This window comes from Serratia sp. Je.1.23.a (assembly GCF_051129805.1).
GTDB lineage: Bacteria > Pseudomonadota > Gammaproteobacteria > Enterobacterales > Enterobacteriaceae > Serratia > Serratia liquefaciens.
On sequence record NZ_JBCPSR010000003.1, the window covers coordinates 418,783 to 433,506 of the forward strand.

The window sequence follows — 14,724 nt, forward strand, 5'->3', positions numbered from 1 at the left end:
TCTCCATGGCTAGTTTTATGATTCGCCTCTCCGGCGGCGCACTGTTGTGTGTCCCGGTGATGATGGCGCAGGCGGCAGGCACCGAGCAGACCGCCCACAGCCAAAAAGAAGAAACCCTGGAGGTGGTCGCGTCCCCCTTCAGCGATGACGGCAGCACCGAGAATACCGGCTCCTACACCACCAAACAGATGACCACGGCAACCGGGTTGCCGTTGAGCATTAAGGATACGCCACAGTCGGTTTCGGTGATCTCGCGCCAATTGATTGACGATCTCAATGCCAACTCGCTGAAGGAAATTCTGCGCTGGTCTACCGGCGTGAGTGAAAGCAATTACGATAGTGAACGTTCTTCGTTCAACTACCGTGGTTTCAGCGTGGACAGCTATCAATACGATGGTATCCCCACGTTCTTTGACTCGGGCTATTCCGGCGGGGAATCCGAAATTGACTCGATCACGCTCGATCACGTGGAGATCGTCAGGGGTGCGGCAGGATTGTTGAACGGCGTCGGAAACCCGGGCGCTGCGATCAATCTGGTCAGGAAAAAAGCCTCCAGCCTTTCTCCTTTTGCCCGTACCGAGCTTTCGGCCGGTTCCTGGGATCACTATCGCACCACGATCGATGCCGGTACCCCGCTCAATGAGGAAGGTACCGTCAGGGTGCGCGTCGCTGCCTCCGGTGAACGCAGCCACTCTTTCATGGATCGCCATCAAGAACGCAAAGGAACGGTCTACGGGACGTTGGAAGCTGACCTGACCAGCGCCACCCTGCTGCGTCTGGGGGCTGACTATCAGCAAAACCGGCCAAAAGCTTCCACCTGGGGCGGCGCGCTGCCGACCGGCTGGTTCAGCGACGGCAGCGAGATCAACTGGGATCGCCACTACAGCGGGGCTTCTGACTGGTCAAGCTGGGACACCACCCTCAGCACCCAGTTCGCCACGCTGGAACACCAGTTCGCTAACGACTGGAAAGGCGTAGCCAACTACACCCACAACCGTCAGGCCTTCGATGCCAAAATGGCGATGAGCCTCGGCGGCCTGATCGACCCGGACACCTGGGCGGTGAAGCCTTCAACCCCTTACGCCGGGCGCTATGAAGGCTATCGGGATCAGCACGCGGTAGACCTGAAGCTGAACGGGGACTTTTCACTGCTGGGCCGCACCCACAAGTTTGTGGTGGGCAGTTCCTCCGCCTGGCAACACAGCTACAGCACCTATCGCAGTGCCAGTACCACACAGCTGTTTAGCGGCAGCCTGAAGGACTGGAACGGCGGCCTGGGTGAACCTGCGTGGTCAGACAAAATGCCGCAGCAGGATTTCCGTACGCGGCAAATCGGGATTTACAGCAGCGCCGACTTCTCGGTGACGGATCAACTGGATCTGGTGCTCGGTGCCCGCTTCAACAGCTTTAAAAACACCACCACCACCACGGCGAACAAAGTGACTCCGTTCCTGGGGGCGGTGTATAAGCTGACCGATCAGGTCTCTGCCTATGCCAGCTACACCGACATCTTCAAGGACCAGAACTATCTCGACAGCAGCGGCCACTATCTGGCGCCGATCGAAGGGGTCAACAAAGAGGTGGGCATCAAGGCCGCGCTGCTGGATGAGCGTCTCAACGTTTCGCTGTCGGCGTTCCGCATTACTCAGGATAATCTGGGCGTACTGGATGAAAATCCGGAAAACATCAACGCGCTGCAACAGACCTATCATGAGAGTCAGGGCGCAACCAGCAAAGGGGTGGAGTTCGAGCTGAGCGGTGAACTGGCGCAGGGCTGGAATGCCCAGTTGGGCATCACCCATTTCTCCTTGAAGGACAAGGATAAGGTTGATCTCAACACCGAGCAGCCCCGCACCCGCATCACTCTGTTCACCACCTATCAGTTGACGGGTGCGCTGCGCGATCTGACGCTGGGCGGTGGCGCACGCTGGCAGAGTAATGTTTATGCCAACGTCCAGGGCGCCAGCAACGGTGAATTTGTCGAGCGCAAAGCCGAGCAAGGGTCCTACGTGCTGGTCGATGCGATGGCGCGTTACAAGCTGACGCCGCAAACCTCGGTGCAGTTGAACCTGAACAACGTATTCGACGAGAAATACTACTCGCAGGTGAATTTCTACAGCACCCGCAACTATGGCGAGCCACGTAACGTTATGGTGACGCTGAAGCACGAGTTCTGATCGCACTACAGTATTAAACGGCCCCGGATAACGGGGCCGATTTATTTCTAACCGCTATATCCCTTGTATGATGAATTCTTCCGTAGTAGCGTGCCAAAGGTATAAAAAACCCCCATTTCTCTGAGGCCATGTCATGTCCCCTACGCTGACCATCGAACAACTGAAAGAGCTGGGCCGCTATCAAGACGCCACCGAACTGGCGCAGCAGCAGTTGCTGCAACAACCGGAAGACGCGGTGCTGCACTACCAATTAGCCTGTTTGTACGACGTGCAAGGATTCGAGCAACAGGCAATTCCCTGCTACCAGGCTGCGCTGGCGCGCAATTTACCGGCTCCGCAGCGACAGGAAGCCTGGCTTGGCCTGGGCAGCACCTATCGGGCGCTTGGCCTGTATCAGCAATCGCTGGCCACCTTCGACCAGGGGTTGGCCGAATTTCCCGAGGCCAAAGAGATCACCCTGTTTCGCGCCATGACGCTGTACAACCTGGGTGAAACCAAACAGGCGGTGGCCGATTTGTTGGTGCTGTTAGCGGAAACCTCCTCACACAGCGACATCAGCAGTTATCAGCGCGCCATTCGCCAATACGCTGCCGATCTGGACCGTATCGGCTAGGAGGAAAACATGGAAATTGTCACCGATCCAAATCGCTATGGCGTCGACTGGTCGCAATTGGCCGCGCTGTTGGAGACTGCAGGGCTGGGCCAACGTGACCCGCAGGTGCTGCAGCGCGTTTACCAACACAGCCAATTTTGCTACTGGGGCTATCGCGACGGCCGATTGATGGCCACCGCCCATGCCATCAGCGACATGACCTCGGTAGCCTATTTGGCCGACGTGGCAATCCATCCGGACTTTCAGGGGCTAGGACTGGGGCGACAGCTGATGGATCGGGTGATGCAGGATTTGGCGCCGCTCGGCAAAGTGTTTATCTACTCGGTTCCCGACAAGCTGGCATTCTATAAAAAATACCGCTTCCGCGAGCTGACCACCGGCATGGTCTATGCTGACAGCGTGGCTTTGGAACGCCTGGAGCAGAATGGCTATGTCCGCTAAACAGTCAATTTAACGAGGAAAGTTGCAGAATATGTCTGACCTATGCTGGCTTGGTGAAACCGAGCTGAAAAGCGACAACGTCAGCCTGCTCCCACTGCGTAGAGAGCATGCGCAGCCCCTGGTACAGGCAGCCGCCGACGGACGCCTTTGGGAACTTTGGTTTACCTCGGTACCCACAGAAAATACCGTCTCAGATTACATCGACTTTGCCTTGAGTGAACAGGCCGCAGGACGAGCGTTGCCGTTCGTCGTCGTGCACAACGCCACGCAAAAAATCATCGGTACCACCCGTGTTTGTCATGCCGATGCGCAAAACCGTCGCGTTGAAATTGGCTACACCTGGTATGCCAAGAGTCATCAAAAAACCACCGTCAACACCGAGTGCAAACTACTGCTGCTCAGTTATCTGTTTGACTCTCTGGCGGTGATTGCCGTTGAGTTTCGCACTCACTGGCACAACCAGGCTTCCAGAGCAGCTATCGCACGACTGGGTGCCAAGCAAGACGGAGTCCTCCGGAATCACCAGAAAAATGCGGATGGCAGCTATCGGGATACGGTGGTTTTCTCCATCATCGACCACGAATGGCCGATGGTGAAAAAGAACCTGGGTTATAAGTTGCGACAGGTCAGAGACGAGTAACGGTCCGCTAAGCTACAGCGTCTTCATCATGAAAACGCGGCTGGTGCCCGCCGGCAGGCAGGGCACCTCACCAAAGCGCGTCCAGCCGTTCAATTCATAAAACTTCGGCGCCTGAAAGCTGATGGTGTACAGCACGGCGGAAACGCAGCCTCTGCGCCGCCCTTCCAGCTCGAAACGGCGCAGCAGTTCGCTGCCCAACCCCGATCCGCGCAGCGATTTTGGCAAATGAAACAGATCCACAAACAGCATGCCCAACGATGAACGTCCGCTGATGCCGCCCAACACTTCACCGCTGGCCGGATCTCGCACCACCACCGCCAACGGGTGACGATCGTTGGTGCCGGTTATCTCGTCGTTATATTGATTCAGCCCGGCTTCGATCAGGGCTTCTATTTCTTCCGTCGCATTTTCGGCAACTTCAATCAGGTATTTTTCCATGCTCATCTTCTTCTTATGTAGGGTGACTGAATAGCGCACTAAGATTAGCAAAATCCGCCGCAATAAATGCGCGCCGTTTTTTTTCAGCTTTTCCCCGGCTTTCAGGCCATTGGACGGTGGAACTCCCCGCCATTTTTCGGCATGCTGGTCGCTGGTTTTCATTTCACCGCCCCGGCGGTTTACCACCGGCCACACGCGCCGGTGTGGGTTGCAGAGAAGGTTCTTACTCCATGACGTTGACCATGTACGGCATCAAAAATTGTGACACCATCAAAAAAGCACGCCGCTGGCTGGAAGAACAGGGCGTGGCTTATCACTTTCACGACTACCGCGCCGACGGGCTGGACGAACAGCAACTGCGTGGTTTTGTCGAACTTTTGGGCTGGGAACCGCTGCTGAACACTCGCGGCACCACCTGGCGCAAACTGGACGAAGCGCAGCGCAACGCCTGCGATAATGCCGATGCGGCCATCGAACTGATGCTGGCCCAGCCGGCCATCATCAAGCGCCCGCTGCTGAGCGACGGCAAGGGGCATGCTCTGCTCGGTTTCAACGCCGACAGCTATCAGCAATTTATTTCCGAGGTGGCAGCATGACTTGCCCGGTAATCGAACTGGCCCAACAACTGATCAAACGTCCTTCCCTCAGCCCGCACGACGAAGGCTGTCAGGCGTTGATGATTGAACGTCTTGAAGCCATCGGCTTCACCGTTGAGCCTATGCCTTTCGGCGATACCCTGAATTTTTGGGCCTGGCGTGGCGAGGGGCAAACTCTGGCATTTGCCGGCCACACCGACGTGGTGCCGACCGGCGACGAAAAACGCTGGGACAACCCGCCGTTTGAACCGACCATCCGCGACGGCATGCTGTATGGCCGCGGCGCGGCGGACATGAAAGGTTCGTTGGCAGCCATGGTAGTGGCGGCCGAGCGCTTTGTGGCCGCCAATCCGTACCATCAGGGGCGCCTGGCATTCCTGATCACCTCCGATGAAGAGGCCAGCGCAACCCACGGCACGGTGAAAGTGGTCGAAGCCCTGATGGCACGCAACGAGCGTCTGGATTACTGTCTGGTCGGCGAGCCGTCCAGTACCGAACGCGTTGGTGACGTGGTGAAAAACGGCCGTCGTGGCTCTATCACCGCAAACCTGCACATCCACGGCATTCAGGGCCACGTCGCCTACCCGCACCTGGCGGATAACCCGGTACATCGCGCCATGCCGGCGCTTAATGAGCTGGTGGCGATAGAATGGGATCGCGGCAATGAATTCTTCCCGCCGACCAGCATGCAGATCGCCAACGTGCAGGCCGGTACCGGCAGCAACAACGTGATCCCCGGTGAGATGTTCGTCCAGTTCAACTTCCGTTTCAGCACCGAATCGACCGATGCGACGATCAAACAACGCGTGGAAGAGCTGCTCGAGCGTCATCAACTGAACTACAGCATCGAATGGCGTCTGTCTGGTCAGCCGTTCCTCACTGCGCGCGGCGCATTGGTGGATGCGGTGGTTAATGCCGTCGAACATTATTCTGAGCTGACGCCGCAGTTGCTGACCACCGGCGGGACTTCAGACGGTCGCTTCATCGCCCAGATGGGGGCGCAAGTGGTTGAGCTGGGCCCGGTAAACGCCACCATCCATAAGGTTAACGAATGCGTACACGCGGCCGATCTGCAACTGCTGAGCCGCATGTATCAACGCATCATGGAGCAATTGATCGCATGATCACGCCAGAAATGCTGACCGGGCGCTCGACCGACCATCTGGCGCCGCTAAGCGGTAACCACCGCATGCAGCCTGCCGCAGTGGCCGCGTTTCTCGCCATGCAGCAAGCGGCGCACGCCGCCGGGTTCAATCTGCAACCCGCCAGCACATTTCGCGATTTTGAACGGCAACAGGCGATCTGGAATGGAAAATTCTGCGGCGAGCGACCAGTATTAGATAAGGACAGCCGACCGATCGACATCACGCCGCTGTCTGACGCCGAACGCTGCGAAGCGATCCTGCGTTGGTCGGCCTTGCCGGGCGCCAGCCGCCATCACTGGGGCAGCGACCTGGATGTCTATGACCCCACACTGTTGCCCGAAGGGCAAAAGCTGCAGCTGGAGCCGTGGGAATACGAACAAGGCGGTTACTTTTACCCGCTCAATCAGTGGATGACGGAACACATGGGCGAATTTGGCTTTTATCGTCCGTTCACCGAAGACGGCGACGGCGTGGCGGTGGAGCCCTGGCACCTGAGCTACCGCCCGCTGGCGCAGGAAGCCGAACATCTGCTGACGCCTGCGCTGCTGTTGGCGGCCTGGAAAGATAAGGACATTGCCGGTGCTCAATGGCTTGAAGCCCATCTGCCAGCGATATTTTCGCGTTTTATACGCGCTGAAGGAAAGGAGTGAATATGGAATGGTTAGCTGACTACTGGTGGATTATCCTGCTGATTCTAGTAGGGATGATCATCAGCGGGATCAAAGAACTACGCCGCGTCGACGTGAAAGGCTATCTGGCCGATAAGCCGAAGCTGCCGCCGCACCGCGATAACAACGCCGAGTGGGATGACGAAGACGACTGGCCGAAGAAAAAATGACATCAGGGCGCATTATGCGCCCTGAAGCTTATTTAAAGGCGATCAAGTCGCCGCGCTTGCCGAACATAGCCTCTTCCCAGTAGCGCTGCGGCACGTAGTAATGCAGCCGTTCAAGCGCGCTGTCCATCATGTCCTGATTGATGGCATGCCCCACGCCCTCTTCCACATCCAGCGTAAAATCGACGCCGTTGGCCTGCAGCCTTTCCGCCGCCGCCTGGGCATGTTGCACTGAAATCACCGCATCCTGCTCACCGTGGATCAAATGCACCACGCTGTCACCGAACGCATGGTCGGGCAGACTGGCAAAGCGCCCGCTGAAAGCCACCACGCGGCCGGCCAATTTAGGTTCCGCCTTCAGGGCTTCCAGCGCCATGATAGACCCCTGAGAGAAGCCCACCAACGCCGTGCCGGCGTCATTCACGCCGCTGTGTTGCTGCCAGTAACGCACGGTTTCAATAAACAGTGGCATCACTTCGGCAATGCGCTCAACGCGGTTTTCTTCGGTGACGTCCTGCACTGAAAACCACTGGCGGCCGCTGCCGTTACCAAAAGCAGAGGGGCCACCCACGCTGACCACCAGCGCCTGCGGGAATTCTTTAGCGAAATAACGGCCAATTTCCCCCATTGCCACCGGGGTATCGCCGACACCGTGAAACAGCAGGATCAGCTGCGCAGCCGGTGTTGCCGGGCTCTGGACAACGAAATGCTCATGTTTCATCGGTGACTCCTCGTGTGATTAAGATCCTGTCCGGCGCCAGATGCCCCGGTTTCTGCCAGCTACTATACGCCGCTGAGAAATCAGGAAAATCGGGTTTTATTGAGCAACATCTTCAATTTATTGCAACGACTGGGCCCACGCTTTCCAGCGCAGACCGTGCTGCGCATCCAGCTGTTCGAGCGCCAGTCCTGCCTCGTGTCGCCAGCGGCGCAGCAAGGCTTTCTGCCCGCTAAACCCTAGCCGTGCCACGCAGACTGCCGGCGCCAGCGACTGCTGCAGATGCATCCGCAGAGCGGGCAATGATAGCGTACTGGCCAACAGTAAGCGTTGCAGTGCCCCCAGACTGGCCTCCAGCGGCCGATGCGCGAAGGCAAATCCTGCCAGCTCACGCCAGTCGTCCTCCCCTAGCTGCGTATCGCCGTCGTCTCCGGGGATCTCTATTTGCAGATCAATACACGGCTGCAACCAGCGCCAGTCACGTGCCAGGTGTTTATGGGCGGCATGGCGCAACGCCTCGCCCTGTTCGCTCAGCGGCAGGATCGCCATCACGGTGTAACAACCACTGCTGGCCTCCGTCTTGCTGCCGATGCGAGCCAGTTCAAAACCGCAAGATTGCCAGAAACGCCACAGCGGCTCGGTATAGCCAAAGCTGACCGAGAGATAATCCAGCCCCTGTGCTTGCTGGCGCTGCTGAGCAATGAGATCGCGGGCAATGCCCTGTTGACGCAGTGCGGGTAACACCGCAATGCGGGTGATGCGCCGCGAACGTAGCGTAGGTGCCCACCATTGCCCCCCGTGCGCCGCCAGCGATTGTGCCACCAGGTTGCCACGCGGACGCCGTCGACCAGCCCAGACTTCGTGTGCCAGTTCGGCGCTCAGTCCGCCTTCCTCCACCAGCCACAGGGCGCCGACAACCTCATCGTCTACCTGAGCCAAACCAAAGTGCATGCCCGGCGCATCCATCAACCGCCGTAAATCCAGTGGTGAAGTACGGTAATGGGCACTGCTCAACAAAGCGTAAAAACGCGCTAACCTTTGCGGATCGGCGCACAGCATGGCTTGCTCAGCCCCGCTGATGCTCACCGGCTTATCCGTTACCTGCCAGCAGGGTTGCTCGTTAAACAGCAGCGCGTTATCTATAATGCGCTCCAGCGCATCGCCCTGCGCCCAACGCATCGGTTGATCTAACCCCAATGGCTGGAACGCGGGCAGTCCGGCGCAGAATTTCAGTAAAAAACCCCGGCCGGTGCCTTCATAACCCTGCACCGTGGTGGTCAGCAAAACGCGCGGGAAATAGCTCACCAACTGCTGCAACAGTGGGCCAGGTATCGCCGCCGCTTCGTCCACCAGCAACCACCCAACGTCGCTGACGTCCTGTTCGCGGCAATGGGCCAACAGCGCATCCGGTGCCCAGAATTGCGCACGTCCCTGCGCCCATTCGGCGGCGACTTCGGTAGCGGCGCGGCTCGGTCCGACCAACCAGCAGGTGTGCGAGGTGTTCGCCACCAGCATCCCCGCTACCGTTGACTTGCCGCGCCCGCGTGCAGCGGTCAAAACCCAAATGCCCGATGCCGCGCTCAGTAATTGCGCCAGCAGCCGCTGCTGCTCGGCGGTGGGTTGGCCGTCTGGTGCCTGCCATTGCGGACGCAGCGGCAATGGCGCCAGCGTCAGCGCCTCACCCTGCCGCCAGACGGTGACTTCGCTGTCCGCCGTCAGATGCCGCTGCAGATGATGAATAAAATTTAGGGTGGTGATCGGTTGTGGGCAATCGCTCCAGCGCAGGCTGTCGTCATCCGGTTGCTGAGGCCACTGCTGCCACGGCGGCGTCAGCAACAGCAGCCAACTGCCGGCTCGCAGCGTGCCCGACAGCGCGGCCAGAGCTTCAACGTCCAGCCCTTTCGTCGCATCAAATACCGCGTGCTGGCGCTCTTGCCCCAGCAGCGTCCGCACCGCACCGCTCGCCAATGCCTGCAGGCCCGGCGGCGGGTTTTCCCCTACCCACGGCCAGTCACCCGGCAGGGTACTCGCCAGTTGTAGCGCCTGCTGGCGACACCATTGCGGCTCGCCACTGATCACCAGCAGGCGCCTGATGCCCTGCTGCTGCATAATTTGTTGCATTGCCAGTAACATAACCGTGGATCCAGACCTGAAAAAAATGCCGGAGTCAGGCTCCGGCATGGCATGTTAACGGGATGCGAAGGTATTGCAGGTGTTCGGATCGCCGCTGTCGAAGCCCTGTTTAAACCAGGTGTAGCGCTGCTGCGAAGTACCGTGGGTGAAGCTGTCTGGCACCACCCGTCCCTGCCCTTGCTGCTGCAAACGGTCATCGCCGATCGCCTGCGCGGCGTTCAATGCCGCCTGCAAGTCGCCCTCTTCCAACATCTGCTGTTTCTCGGCGTATTTGCCCCACACGCCGGCAAAGCAGTCCGCCTGCAGTTCCATTTTTACCGACAGGCGGTTCACTTCCGCCTGGCTGGCACCCTGCTGCATTTGGCGCACTTTCGGCTCGATACCCAGCAGGTTCTGCACATGGTGGCCGACTTCGTGCGCCACCACGTAGGCCTGGGCAAAGTCACCGCCGGCACCCAGCTTGGTTTTCATATCCTGATAGAACGACAGGTCGATATACACCGTTTTGTCACCCGGGCAATAGAACGGCCCCATCGCCGCCTGGCCTGTACCGCAACTGGTGCGCGTTACGCCACGATACATCACCAGTTTGGGTGGCTGATAGGTTTTGCCCATACGCTGGAAAACTTCTTTCCAGTTATCTTCGGTAGACGCCAGCACCACCGAGGTAAATTTAGCCAGTTCATCGTCTTTTGGACTGATGCTGGCGCTTTGTTGCTGAGTTTGCGGGCTCACGTCCCCACCGTTCAACAGCGGCGAGAGATCGATGCCGTAATAGCCGGCCACCAACACCACCACCAGAATGGCGATACCGCCTTTGCCGCGAGGAACACGAAAGCCGCCACCACCGCCACCCAGACCTGAAGACTGCCCGCGACGATCCTCAACATTGTCACTTTCCCGACGCCCTTGCCAACGCATAAATAAACTCCAGATAGGTTTTTGTCATTGTACGCAATACCCAAAATAATTGGAGTTGCATCAAGGCGGCAAATGAGTGAATCCCGATGAACTTACTCAAGTAAGTGATTCGGGTGAACGAGTGCAGCCAACACAGATGCAGCTTCAAGTATGCCGGGTATTATCATTATAAGTGCTGAGCAGCGGAGGAAATGTAGAATTTTTCCGGAAATGCAGTCAGAGAGAAATATTGCGGGAAGTTAACGGGCCGAATGGCTCCGTGAGACTGCTGACAAACAGAGAATGTTTGGCGGCAGGCGCTAAAGGTTTTGAAAATAAATCTGGAAAATCAATTTATTGATTTTCGGCTGATAACACAAAGGGGGAAAAACCACGCTTTATCCCCCTTTGTCAAAATCTGACGGGGCCGGATGACCCCGTAGAGCGCGACAACGCTTAGTCGAGCTTGACGCCGATGCGACGGGCCACTTCTTCATAGGCTTCGATCAAGCCACCCAGGCTCTGGCGGAAGCGGTCTTTATCCATCTTGTCCAGGGTGTTTTTATCCCACAGGCGGCTGCCGTCCGGCGAGAACTCATCGCCCAGCACCACTTCACCGTTGAACAGGCCGAACTCCAGCTTGAAGTCGACCAGGATCAGGCCCGCGTCGTCAAACAGCTTGCTCAGCACGTCGTTTGCCTTGTAGCTCAGCTCGCGCATACGCGCCAGGTGCTCTTTGTTCACCCAGCCGAAGGTTTCACAGTAGGATTCGTTGACCATCGGATCGTGCATGGCATCGTTTTTCAGGAACAGGTCGAACAGCGGCGGGTTCAGTACCAGGCCTTCTTCGATGCCCAGACGCTTCACCAGTGAACCGGCAGCGCGGTTGCGGATCACGCATTCGACCGGCACCATGTCCAACTTCTTCACCAGCACTTCGTTGTCTGACAGCAGGCGTTCCATTTGCGTCGGGATGCCGGCCTCTTCCAGTTTGCTCATAATGAAATGGTTAAACTTGTTGTTCACCATGCCTTTGCGATCGAACTGCTCAATGCGCTGACCATCCAGTGCTGACGTATCGTTGCGGAACTCCAACACCAGCAAATCAGGGTTTTCGGTGGTGTAGACGGTTTTTGCCTTTCCGCGATACAACTCAGCTAGCTTTTGCATCTTACATACTCCAATAAAGAATTGTTTTAAAAATGCTTTAACACACAGGCGTGATATACCCAAAATAATTGGAGTTACAGCAAGGCGGCAGGTGCGGCACTCCCCGCGAGCTTACTCAAGTAAGTGACAGGGCGAATACACGTAGCCAACACGGTTGTAGCTTCAAAAATGATGGGTATATTGTGCCAAAACTGCGACGCAAACGATACCGTATTGTTCAAAGAAAAAGGGGCCGTAGCCCCTTTTCAATCAGTTAACGCTGGTTTTACTGAATGCTGCCTGGAAGGCCGCCACCAAGCCGTCGTTTTGCGACTGGGTCAATGGCTTCCCTTTAGGATCGATAAATTGCAGGCTGGTGCGGTTGTTCAAGTCCCCGACCTGCAGTTTGTAATCGCCCTCTTTCAGTTCAGGATCCTTGGCGCCCAACGCATCCCAATCGCTACCGCTCAGGGATTTGTAGGTGACGGCGACGGTGCCCTGCGGACGGCTGCGGTCACCCACTTTCATCCCCAGTTTCTCCAACGCCGCAGGCAGGCGATCCCATACCACGGTGTAAGGGCCGCGCACTACCAGCATCGGCAGGCCGGTGTCATCGGCGCTGCTCTGCACGTCCAGCGCGCCGAAGCGGTTGGCCGTCTGGCTGCTTGCCAGGTTGTCCTGCTTGTCCAAGCCTTCAACGATGGTGTTCATCATCATGCCGTTGTAGCGCTGCACTTCTGACGGGTCGGTAATCTGTTCGGTTTTACCCTGCTGCTGCAGGCCCACGGTTTTCACCGTCAGCGCCTGCTGGTAACCCTGCTGCTGTACGCTGATCTGGTAGCGGCCTTCGTACTGGTTGTCTTCATCCAGACGGTTCCACTTCACCCAGTCGGTGGTCAGCGTCTGACCGGCGTCCTGACGTGAGGCGATTGCGATATTTTTCGTCTGCAGCATGCTGACAACGCGCGACCACAGGTTCTGGTTCTGCGGGTTGTTTTCCAACAGCAGCGTACCGCTGTCGCCGGCATATTGCGCGCGTGAACCGCTCAGCAACGCCAGTGGCTGCACCGGCGGACGAATATCCAGTTGCTTGCCGACGCCGCCTTTCAGCGTGGTGGCCGGAACATCATAATTACCGCTTTGCACCGGCAGGATCATACCGGCTGGTGCGTTCAGTGGCTTGAGCACCGACGCATCGAGGTAAGACTCATCGCCGCTCACCTGGCGTTTGTAACGCTGATCGGTGGTGCAGGCGGCCAGCATCATAACCAGCGAAATACCCACGACTTTTGCTACCGTCGACTTTTGCAATGAATAAACCATCAAATTTCCCTTAGAGTTACAGCAAACCGGCGCTTTTCAACGCGCGTTCCACTACCGGACGGGCAGCGTCGGTCAACGGCGTCATAGGCAGACGCATCGTATCGGTTGCCATCAATCCCAATGCCTTACAGGCCCATTTCACCGGAATTGGGTTTGCTTCTACAAACAAATCCTGATGCAACGGCATCAAGCGCTGATTTAAGCGGCGTGCTTCAGCAAAGTCGCCCTGTGCTGCCAGCGCGCAAAGCTGCGCCATTTCACGCGCCGCCACGTTGGCCGTCACGGAAATCACCCCTTTGCCGCCCAGTTGCATGAAGTCCAGACCGCTGGCGTCATCGCCGCTCAGCAAAATGAAATCTTCATCATCAACCAGCACTTGGATCTGACTTACACGACTTAAGTTCCCTGTTGCCTCTTTAACAGCAACAATATTCTTAATTTTTGCCAAACGCGCAATCACCGGCGGCAGCATGTCACACCCGGTGCGCGAAGGCACGTTATAGAGGATCTGCGGCAGTGCGGTGCTTTCGGCAATCGCCTTGAAGTGCTGGTACAGCCCTTCCTGAGTCGGTTTGTTGTAGTAAGGCGTGACCGTCAGGCAACCCACTACGCCGGTATTTTCAAAGCGCTGGGTCAGCGAAATGGCTTCGGCGGTGGCGTTGGCGCCGGTACCTGCGATCACTGGAATACGGCCTGCGGCCAGTTCCAGCGTCTGCAATACCACGTCAACGTGCTCGTCATGGGCAAGCGTTGCGGACTCGCCGGTAGTCCCTACGGAAACGATGGCCGCAGTTCCACTGGCTACATGATAATCAATCAATTTTTTTAGGCTCGCGCGATCGACAGCACCTGTGTCGTCCATCGGCGTAACCAGTGCAACAATACTTCCCGTAAACATTGGCCGTCCCCTCCACAAACAAGTCACTCATGGTACTTTTGCTGCCTATCCAAAAGCAAGCAAACAACGGCGTTGTAAGCGCTTGGCAGGCGGTTTTTTTTATGTTTACCATGGTAACCCCATTGAGCACGACAGGAAGCTCCATTTTGCCTAAGCCAGATGAACACTATCTCGTGATTACCGCGCTCGGCGCCGATCGCCCCGGAATCGTCAATGCCATCACCCGCCACGTCAGTAGCTGCGGGTGCAATATCGAAGATAGCCGTCTGGCCATGCTGGGTGAAGAGTTCACTTTCATCATGCTGCTTTCCGGCAGTTGGAACGCCATTACCCTGATCGAATCAACCCTGCCGCAAAAAGGCGCGGAGCTGGAGCTGCTGATTGTGATGAAGCGCACCAACTCACACGAAAGGCCACCGATGCCGGCCACGGTGTGGGTGCAGGTTGAGGTGAAAGACTCGCCGCACATCATCGAACGCTTTACCGATTTGTTCGACTCCAGCCAGATGAACATTGCCGAGCTGGTATCGCGCACCCAGCCTGCGGAAGGCGACCTGCCGCCGCAGCTGTATATCCAGATCACCGCGCACAGCCCCGGCAATCAGGATGCCTCAAATATTGAACAAGCCTTTCATCGCCTATGTACAGAATTGAAAGCACAAGGCAGTATTAGCGTTGTGAACTATCCACAGCATGATGAGAAAGATGGAGAGTAGTG

General features: G+C 57.3%; 16 protein-coding genes. 9 read left to right on the forward strand and 7 right to left on the reverse strand.

All coding sequences use genetic code 11. The features are described 5' to 3' along the window. Nucleotides 1–5: 5 nt before the first annotated feature. The 4 genes from AAZT04_RS14215 to AAZT04_RS14230 all read left to right on the forward strand — a co-directional run bounded on the left by AAZT04_RS14215 (nucleotide 6) and on the right by AAZT04_RS14230 (nucleotide 3,871). Nucleotides 6–2,177, forward strand: a complete 2,172-nt coding sequence (locus tag AAZT04_RS14215; RefSeq protein WP_129983471.1) for a TonB-dependent siderophore receptor — start codon at nucleotides 6–8, stop codon at nucleotides 2,175–2,177. A gap of 133 nt (nucleotides 2,178–2,310) precedes the next feature. After that, on the forward strand, nucleotides 2,311–2,790 hold the full coding sequence (locus AAZT04_RS14220; protein ID WP_020828041.1) for a tetratricopeptide repeat protein: 480 nt from the start codon (nucleotides 2,311–2,313) through the stop codon (nucleotides 2,788–2,790). Between the two features lie 9 nt (nucleotides 2,791–2,799). Next, complete coding sequence (locus AAZT04_RS14225) at nucleotides 2,800–3,231, forward strand: GNAT family N-acetyltransferase (protein ID WP_046372961.1); 432 nt, start codon at nucleotides 2,800–2,802, stop codon at nucleotides 3,229–3,231. A gap of 31 nt (nucleotides 3,232–3,262) precedes the next feature. Continuing rightward, nucleotides 3,263–3,871 (forward strand): GNAT family N-acetyltransferase, encoded by a 609-nt coding sequence (locus tag AAZT04_RS14230; protein ID WP_020828043.1) that lies wholly within the window; start codon nucleotides 3,263–3,265, stop codon nucleotides 3,869–3,871. A gap of 12 nt (nucleotides 3,872–3,883) precedes the next feature. Here the strand turns inward: AAZT04_RS14230 and AAZT04_RS14235 are convergent, their stop codons facing one another. Beyond that, nucleotides 3,884–4,309 carry a GNAT family N-acetyltransferase gene (locus AAZT04_RS14235; protein ID WP_129983511.1) on the reverse strand — a complete coding sequence of 142 codons (426 nt, stop codon included), beginning with the start codon at nucleotides 4,307–4,309 and terminating at the stop codon, nucleotides 3,884–3,886. A 230-nt stretch (nucleotides 4,310–4,539) separates the two neighbouring features. Between AAZT04_RS14235 and AAZT04_RS14240 the strand changes: the two genes are divergently transcribed. Genes AAZT04_RS14240 through AAZT04_RS14255 form a run of 4 tightly spaced genes read left to right on the forward strand, consistent with a single transcriptional unit; the run spans nucleotide 4,540 to nucleotide 6,888 of the window. After that, the gene (locus AAZT04_RS14240) at nucleotides 4,540–4,905 is read left to right on the forward strand and encodes an ArsC family reductase (protein WP_046374994.1); all 366 of its coding nucleotides are present in this window, start codon (nucleotides 4,540–4,542) and stop codon (nucleotides 4,903–4,905) included. Continuing rightward, nucleotides 4,902–6,029: a succinyl-diaminopimelate desuccinylase gene (gene dapE, locus AAZT04_RS14245; protein WP_129983472.1), complete on the forward strand. Its 1,128-nt coding sequence runs from the start codon at nucleotides 4,902–4,904 to the stop codon at nucleotides 6,027–6,029. The genes AAZT04_RS14240 and dapE overlap by 4 nt, the downstream gene beginning before the upstream one ends. Continuing rightward, complete coding sequence (locus AAZT04_RS14250) at nucleotides 6,026–6,700, forward strand: M15 family metallopeptidase (RefSeq protein ID WP_129941465.1); 675 nt, start codon at nucleotides 6,026–6,028, stop codon at nucleotides 6,698–6,700. Before dapE ends, AAZT04_RS14250 begins: the two co-directional genes overlap by 4 nt. Nucleotides 6,701–6,702: 2 nt before the next feature. After that, on the forward strand, nucleotides 6,703–6,888 hold the full coding sequence (locus tag AAZT04_RS14255) for a YpfN family protein (RefSeq protein WP_020828048.1): 186 nt from the start codon (nucleotides 6,703–6,705) through the stop codon (nucleotides 6,886–6,888). 28 nt (nucleotides 6,889–6,916) lie between these two features. Here AAZT04_RS14255 and ypfH read toward each other — a convergent pair whose 3' ends face one another. The 6 genes from ypfH to dapA all read right to left on the reverse strand — a co-directional run bounded on the left by ypfH (nucleotide 6,917) and on the right by dapA (nucleotide 14,006). Further along, complete coding sequence (gene ypfH, locus AAZT04_RS14260; RefSeq protein ID WP_129983474.1) at nucleotides 6,917–7,606, reverse strand: esterase; 690 nt, start codon at nucleotides 7,604–7,606, stop codon at nucleotides 6,917–6,919. Between the two features lie 117 nt (nucleotides 7,607–7,723). Further along, nucleotides 7,724–9,736, reverse strand: coding sequence for a tRNA(Met) cytidine acetyltransferase TmcA (locus AAZT04_RS14265; RefSeq protein ID WP_129983475.1), 2,013 nt, complete (start codon nucleotides 9,734–9,736; stop codon nucleotides 7,724–7,726). Nucleotides 9,737–9,790: 54 nt separating this feature from the next. After that, a complete protein-coding gene (gene ypfJ, locus AAZT04_RS14270) occupies nucleotides 9,791–10,657 on the reverse strand; it encodes a KPN_02809 family neutral zinc metallopeptidase (RefSeq protein WP_012146218.1) in 867 nt (288 codons plus the stop codon). Between the two features lie 435 nt (nucleotides 10,658–11,092). Beyond that, the gene (gene purC, locus AAZT04_RS14275) at nucleotides 11,093–11,806 is read right to left on the reverse strand and encodes a phosphoribosylaminoimidazolesuccinocarboxamide synthase (protein WP_020828051.1); all 714 of its coding nucleotides are present in this window, start codon (nucleotides 11,804–11,806) and stop codon (nucleotides 11,093–11,095) included. Between the two features lie 249 nt (nucleotides 11,807–12,055). Further along, nucleotides 12,056–13,108, reverse strand: coding sequence for an outer membrane protein assembly factor BamC (gene bamC / locus AAZT04_RS14280; protein WP_020828052.1), 1,053 nt, complete (start codon nucleotides 13,106–13,108; stop codon nucleotides 12,056–12,058). A gap of 16 nt (nucleotides 13,109–13,124) precedes the next feature. Beyond that, a complete protein-coding gene (dapA, locus tag AAZT04_RS14285) occupies nucleotides 13,125–14,006 on the reverse strand; it encodes a 4-hydroxy-tetrahydrodipicolinate synthase (RefSeq protein ID WP_020828053.1) in 882 nt (293 codons plus the stop codon). A gap of 110 nt (nucleotides 14,007–14,116) precedes the next feature. Between dapA and AAZT04_RS14290 the strand changes: the two genes are divergently transcribed. Further along, nucleotides 14,117–14,722 carry a glycine cleavage system transcriptional repressor gene (locus AAZT04_RS14290; protein WP_197022814.1) on the forward strand — a complete coding sequence of 202 codons (606 nt, stop codon included), beginning with the start codon at nucleotides 14,117–14,119 and terminating at the stop codon, nucleotides 14,720–14,722. The last annotated feature ends 2 nt before the right edge of the window (nucleotides 14,723–14,724 follow it).